3 protein-coding genes are annotated in these 3,888 nt (G+C 58.9%); 1 reads left to right on the top strand and 2 read right to left on the bottom strand.

Annotation, left to right across the window (positions count from 1 at the left end; translation table 11 throughout):
- The coding region (locus AC1DUU_RS25705; protein WP_476786200.1) for a recombinase family protein at nucleotides 1-1,171 on the top strand (1,171 nt) is incomplete at its 5' end.
- A gap of 325 nt (nucleotides 1,172-1,496) precedes the next feature.
- On the opposite strand, the gene AC1DUU_RS25700 is transcribed toward AC1DUU_RS25705, so the two are convergent.
- Both AC1DUU_RS25700 and AC1DUU_RS25695 read right to left on the bottom strand, forming a co-directional pair.
- Nucleotides 1,497-2,894 carry an MATE family efflux transporter gene (locus AC1DUU_RS25700; RefSeq protein WP_476786199.1) on the bottom strand — a complete coding sequence of 466 codons (1,398 nt, stop codon included), beginning with the start codon at nucleotides 2,892-2,894 and terminating at the stop codon, nucleotides 1,497-1,499.
- Between the two features lie 690 nt (nucleotides 2,895-3,584).
- Nucleotides 3,585-3,888, bottom strand: a 304-nt coding sequence (locus AC1DUU_RS25695; RefSeq protein ID WP_476786198.1) for a M20/M25/M40 family metallo-hydrolase, incomplete at its 5' end; no start/stop codon positions are given.

The following is a 3,888-nucleotide window of genomic DNA, read 5'->3' as shown; positions in this document are numbered from 1 at the left end:
CGCTGGCTCCGATCGGCTATCGCATTGTCGCGGCCGAGCAGCGGGGATCGAAGACCAGAAAAAGCTGGAGATCGACCCGCTGCACGCCGACACGGTGCGGCTGATCTATCGGCTGTTCCTCGAAGGCGACGGCAACACCGGCCCGCTCGGCGTCAAGGCGATCACCTGCAATCTCAACGAACGCCGCTTCTTCACCCGCGACGGTGGACGCTGGGGCCTCGCGCAAATCCACGCGATCCTGACCCGCACGACTTATATCGGAGAGCACAGGTTCAATACGCGCTCGCACAAAAACCGGGAAAGGAAGCCGGAGAGCGAAGTTTCAATCATGGCCGTTCCGCCCCTGATTGACCGCGAAATCTTCGATGCGGTGCAGGCCCGTCTGAAATCACGCAATCCCATGGTGACGCCCGCGCGTATCACCAGCGGCCCAACGCTCCTGACCGGCATCTGCTTCTGCGCCAAGTGCGGCGGCGCGATGACACTCCGCACCGGCAGGGGCAGCGCGGGCGGAACCTATCGCTACTACACCTGCTCGACGAAGGCGCGGCAGGGCAAGACCGGCTGTGCCGGCCGCACGATCCCGATGGACAAGTTGGACGATCTGGTCGCGAACCATCTCCAAGATAGGCTCCTTCAGCCCAAGCGACTGGAAACGGTCCTCACCAGTCTCCTCGACCGTCGCGAGGAGCGGACCGAGCGCCGTCGCGAACATCTCGCCGAACTCAACCGGCGAATCACGGAGACGGACCAGCGGCTCAATCGACTTTACGACGCCATCGAAGCGGGTCTCGCTGATCTGAACGATTCGGTACTTAAAGAGCGTATGGCTGGCCTCAAGGCGATTCCGGATCAGGCCACGACTGACGCCGAGCGCGCCCAGGCCATGCTGGACAGCACTGGCAATCAGGCGGTCACGCCGGATATGATCGAGGGTTTCGCCAATGTTGCTCGCGAAAGGCTGCGGCTTGAGGGAGGCGGCTATCGGCGGGATCACCTGCGCGCGCTGGCGCAGCGCGTCGAGGTCGCGGATACCGAAGTCCGCATCATGGGATCGAAATCGGAACTGTTGCGAACGCTCGTGGCCACTTCAAGCGTGAAATCGGCGGTTTCTGGCGTTCATAGTTCTGTACTGAAATGGCGCACCCGACAGGATTCGAACCTCTCTTAACTATCGAGATAACTGTATGACAGCGCGTCCGCTTTTGGGAGTTCTCAGTTCAGGTTTGAGCGACCGAGATTGGGCGCAAAGCTGCCGAAGCTGTCGAAGGTCGTTGATCAGGCGAAGGGCAGCTTTCCCGAAATAGCCGCCCGAAACCTGCCAGTCCGTTTCCCACCCCGAATCCGACGCTGCGTGGCGACTGGTGACCTTTGGCAGCAAACTCATGTTGGTCATTCGGAAGTAGATTGCAAAATCCCTAGAGCTGCCTTTCGTCGCGAGGCATCGGCGAGGACAGCAATGGTAGTCCATCAGGCAATGCGGCGCATAACCCACATTATGGAGTGAGCGAGTTTGATCCTAAGTGGCCCGCCTTTCGCGTAGTAGAAGTGCCGGCACGCCTCCAGACCAACACGCTGAGCGTCAGCATCAAGATATCGGCCATTGGAGCGGCGACCCACACACCGGTCTCACCCCAAATGTGGGGCAAGGCAAAGGTCAGTGGAATTGCGAACAGATATGCCCGCCCCAGCGAGAGGATGGCGGCTTGCCGCGCCCTGCCTATGGCTTGCGCATAGCTGGCGGCCATCATTACCGGGCCGAAAGCGAAATACGCTGCAAGGTACAGCGGAACAATGCGTGCCACCTCCAGCCCAACAAGGGCATCGCGCACAAAAAGTCCGCCCAGCCAGTCGCGTCCACCAATCAGCAGCAGTTGCACTAGCAGGCCATAAACGACGCTCACGCCAAGCGAAAAGTAAAGCGTCTGCTTTGCCCGTTCATCCTGTCCAGCACCTACCGTATTGCCGACAATTGCCTGCAGGGCCAGGCTCATACCCATCAGCGGTAGGAAGGCAAATGTCATCAAGCGCATCACCACCCCGTACGCTGCGATAGTCATGTCGGACTGCGGCAGCTCCAGCCGTTGCAGGGCGTACAGCACCGCCGCCGCGATGAGCGAAATACCGATGAAATTGAGGCTACGCGGTGCTCCAAGAGTCAGCATTTCTCGCCATTCACGGTCGTATCTCAAACCGACCATCGGCAGAACTGCCCTGCCGCTCATGCGATAGACAACCACGATACCCAGCCCCAATACCTGCGCCAGGGCCGTACCCCAGGCTGATCCAGCCACTCCAAAATCAAACACTCCGATTAGCAATGCGTTGAACCCGATATTGGCCAGCGTCACCAACACGCCAGCCATAGCCATGAAGCCAACTCGACCCTCCATGCGCAGCGCGTCGGCGTGCACAGAGAGTAGAAACCCTGCCGGTGCGGTAGCAAATGAAATGGCAAGGAAGGTCCACCCCATCTCACCGAGGTGGACGTTACCGCCCGCCACCAAACTGACAATATGGGCACCCAGTCCAAAAAAAGTCAGCATTGCCAAAGCAGCGACAACAACGGCAAGCCCCTGTGCGGAAGCAAAGGTATTGATTGCCCCATCCATGTCTTGGGCACCTAGTCGGCGACCCAAAATGCTGGCCATGCCGATGCCGACCATAGTCGAGACAGCTACCAATAACATCGAGATTGGAAACACCAACGTCACCGCGCTCAGGGCATCAGCCCCCACGAATGCGCCTAGTAACATGGCATCGACGACGGTCAGCAGGCCACTTATCGTCGTCACGACGATGATTGGCAGGCAGGTTCGAATGAATACGGATCGGATCGATCCACGCAAGAATGAATTTTTCGGCTCAGCCGCCAACGACGTTTGGTCGCTCATCAAAAACTCCCGTCATGGGCAAGTAGGATGATTTTGATGGGGCTCGCATTGCCATCGCTCCAACTGCCCCAGGGGGAAATGGCGATCAGCTTGTCTAATGCAGGGGCTTAACCACTGGCGATAACGCCATGCGAGCGGCAGGTCACCYTGTGGACCTGGATGCGTGTTTATTTTCGGGTCGTTTTACTGTCAAGGAGCATAAATTGAGCTTGTGCATATTTGGCGGACACTGGTTAAGGTCGTTGGAGCCGTCCATTGCGGTGCAATGTGCGGTTCGCGGCATCGGATTAGATCCTTCTTTGCCGCCCGTGGGCCCAAAGCGGAACTTCCGCTTCCCGCCCAATAGAAGCTGTAGACCTTGGCACATCAGTTTCCAACGCGGGAAATGATTTTCCGCGGCTCATCTGGGGCCGGAAGCCGTCGGTCCGCTATCGGGGCGAGCTCGGCGGATAGCTGCCATTCGGCAACCGACCAACATCGGAATGACCGAAGTTAGGAAGTAACCTTCTCTTCGGCAAGCACGACGTAGGCGAGCCGGGGGCACACAGCATTATGCCTGCTCCGCCGGGCGCCCAGAAACATCACGCGCGGCTTCGTTCCGCGCGCAATGACCTCGATGTCCTTGCGCCCAACCTTAGCCAGTACTTCCGTGGCTTAGTGAGGGTCGGTTGTGCGTGGGCATCCACATATTCAGCGCTCAGCCGGCGTCGCTAGCCTGTCACTGACGAGCGTCGTCCAGTAGCGAACACCATGAATGATTGCGTTGTCGTTGAAATCGTAGGCGGGATTGTGAAGCCCGGCTGACTCGCCGTTGCCCAACCAGATGATCGCTCCTGGTCGCTTCTCGAGCATGTAGGAAAAGTCTTCCGCGCCCATCGTGCACTGACAGTTTCCGTCGACACTACCTGATCCGGCGACCGTGGCGGCAGCGGCTATTGCAGCTTGCGTCATCTCGGGGTTGTTGACCGTAACCGGGTAGCCCGGTCGCCAGTCG

Source organism: Aminobacter sp. P4_H6_2 (assembly GCF_056400805.1).
The sequence above is the reverse complement of the archived record's forward strand: the minus strand, read 5'-3'. Positions and strand labels throughout refer to the sequence as shown.

Coding starts and splice junctions, on each gene's coding strand:
- AC1DUU_RS25700 (WP_476786199.1), bottom strand. CDS start 2,894: ATGAGCGACCAAACGTCGTTGGCGGCTGAGCCGAAAAATTCATTCTTG.